Origin of the sequence: Pinirhizobacter sp. (assembly GCF_035317885.1) — a bacterium.
Classification (GTDB): Bacteria; Pseudomonadota; Gammaproteobacteria; order Xanthomonadales; family Rhodanobacteraceae; genus Pinirhizobacter.
The window spans coordinates 1-2,546 of record NZ_DATHFX010000395.1 but is presented as its reverse complement, the minus strand read 5'-3'; the positions used below and the strand labels follow the sequence as shown (position 1 = coordinate 2,546).

Here is a 2,546-nt window from a genome sequence, read left to right as displayed (position 1 = left end):
ATACGGCTACGGGTTTTGTCGTGAAGTCGTGCGTGGCGAAGTATTCCCCGCGCAGCCCCGAGGTGCCGTCACTGGTTGCATCGCGAAGCGTCGTGGACGGCACCACCACGGGAACGCCAGGGGCAAGCGTCGATCCCTGGGCGTAGCGGACGTTGGCCTTGCCGAACTGTGCCACCAGTCCGGCCAGTGGAGTTACCGGGTTCCGGGCTGTGCCGTGGTAGTTGGCTTCCAACACATCAAGTACGTCCGCGTTGGGTCCGATCACGGCGATGCGGGTACCCGTCTTCAACGGAAGTGCATCGTGCTCGTTCTTCAGCAAGACGATCGACTGCAGCGCCGCGCGCAAAGTGAGTTGGCGGTCGGCCGCCGTCTCGGTCGTGCCTGGCCGCCATGCCTGCGTCGGCGGATCGAACATCCCCAGCCGAAAACGCGCGGTGAAAAGCCGTTCGACTGCGGTGTCGATGCTGCGTGCGTCGACCTTGCCCTCAGCCACTGCCTTGGCCAAAGCGCCGTAGGCATCGCCGCAGTCAAGATCGGTGCCGGCCCGCAAGGCACTGGCCGCTGAGCCTGCATTGTCGGGACGGTAGTGGTGGACCTGGGTCATGTCGTCAATGGCATCGCAATCGGATACCACGTAGCCCTGGAAGTGCCAGTCATTGCGCAGTCGCTCACCCAGCAGCCAGGGCAGCGCGCAGACGGGTGTGCCGCCGATGGCGTTGTACGCGCACATGATGGATCCGGCGTGGGCATCGACGATTGCCGCGCGAAACGCGGGCAGGTAGGTGTCTTCAAGGTCATGCGGCGATGGATCGACGTTGAAGCCGTGGCGGCCGGGTTCCGGCCCGCTGTGTACGGCGAAATGCTTCGGCGTGGCGATCACCGTGGGATGCAGCGGATCGTTGCCCTGCAGGCCGCCGATGAATCCGCGGGCGAGCGTGGCGGTGAGGGTCGGATCCTCGCCGTAGGTTTCCTGCCCTCGGCCCCAGCGTGGGTCGCGGAAGATGTTGATGTTCGGCGACCAGATCGTAAGCCCGTGGTAGCGCGGATGGTCGTTGCCGGCTCCGATGGCGGTATAGCGCTCGCGAGCCTGGCGTGCCACCACGCCTCCCACCTCCTGCATCAGCGATGGGTTCCAGCTGGCGGCGAGGCCGATGGCTTGGGGGAATACCGTAGCCGGGCCGCTGCGAGCCAGCCCGTGCAACCCTTCGTTCCACCAGTCGTAGGCTGGCACGCCAAGGCGTGGGATGGCGGGCGCGGCATTTTGCAGCTGGGCGATTTTCTCCGGCAATGTCATTCGCGCCACCAGCGCGTGCGCACGTTCACTGGCGTCGTTCCCCGGCGATGCCGCCAGCACGGCCCATGACATGTTGAACACCACGGCGGCGGCCAGAGCGATGGCCCTGCGCCGTATACGGTGGTGGCGGTGACAGGTCATGGCGGTTCCCGGGGACCTAAGTGATCGACCTAGGATAGCCAATCCACGCGGCCGCCAAGGGAATGCCGAACACTAGTAACCGACGGTGAAACGCTGCCGGACGTGCGCGGGATGTTCGATTTCATCGAGCATGGCGATGGCGAAATCTTCAAACGACACCCAACTCTTGCCGTCCGCGTCGTGCAGCAGGGTGTCCTTGCCCAGGCGGAAGTGACCGGTGCGTTCACCGGGCACGAACAGTGCCGATGGACTGATGAAGGTCCACTCGAGCGTGTCTTCCCCGCGCAGCGTGTCCAGGAAGTGCTTGCCGGCCAGCGACTCGCTCTTGTATTCGGCCGGGAAGCCGGGCTGCTCCACCAGCACCGAGCCCGGCGCAACCTCAAGGCTACCGGCGCCACCCACCACCAGCAGGCGCTTCACGCCCGAGGCGCGTACGGCGTGGATCAGGCTTTGCGCATCGGTACCGTCGAAGCGCAACGCGCTGACGATGGCATCGTGCCCGTGCAGCGACAGGGTAAGTGCATCGGGGCTGGTGACATCCACGGACAAGGGCGTGACATGTGCGTGGCCCTGGAACCTGGACGGATCGCGCGCGAGCGCGGTGACGTCGTGGCCACGGTGCACGGCTTCGGCAAGGATGCGGCTACCGACGTGGCCGGTGGCGCCGATGATGGCGATTTTCATGGAACGAACTCCAGGAGGAGGTGGCTAGCGGCTGATACTGCACCTTTTCGGCCGCCCGCAGCCAGGCGTTCAAGTAGGCGATCCCCTACAACTTTCGTCACGGTGTCACCCCAATTGGCGAGAGCGTAGATTCCCCGGAGCCTCTTTACCTGGGCGGGTGGCCGCTCCCGGCCGCCGCCAATCTCGGAGATTGACCATGGGGATGTCCAAGCGCTTGGGTGCCGAATTCCTCGGCACGTTCTGGTTGACCTTCGGCGGTTGCGGCAGCGCGGTGCTGGCCGCGGCATTCCCGCAACTGGGCATCGGCTTCGCGGGCGTGGCCCTGGCCTTCGGGTTGACCGTGATGACCATGGCGTACGGCGTGGGCGCCATTTCCGGCGGCCACTTCAATCCCGCCGTGACCTTGGGGTTGTGGGCCGGTCGCCGG

3 protein-coding genes are annotated in these 2,546 nt (G+C 65.6%); 1 reads left to right on the top strand and 2 read right to left on the bottom strand.

All coding sequences use genetic code 11. The features are described from left to right. Both VK519_RS13045 and VK519_RS13040 read right to left on the bottom strand, forming a co-directional pair. Positions 1-1,366, bottom strand: a 1,366-nt coding sequence (locus tag VK519_RS13045; protein WP_324350410.1) for a glycoside hydrolase family 3 protein, incomplete at its 3' end; no start/stop codon positions are given. Positions 1,367-1,507: 141 nt separating this feature from the next. Beyond that, the gene (locus VK519_RS13040; RefSeq protein ID WP_324350408.1) at positions 1,508-2,119 is read right to left on the bottom strand and encodes an NAD(P)-dependent oxidoreductase; all 612 of its coding nucleotides are present in this window, start codon (positions 2,117-2,119) and stop codon (positions 1,508-1,510) included. A gap of 196 nt (positions 2,120-2,315) precedes the next feature. Between VK519_RS13040 and VK519_RS13035 the strand changes: the two genes are divergently transcribed. Beyond that, on the top strand, positions 2,316-2,546 hold a 231-nt coding region (locus tag VK519_RS13035), incomplete at its 3' end, for an aquaporin (RefSeq protein ID WP_324350407.1).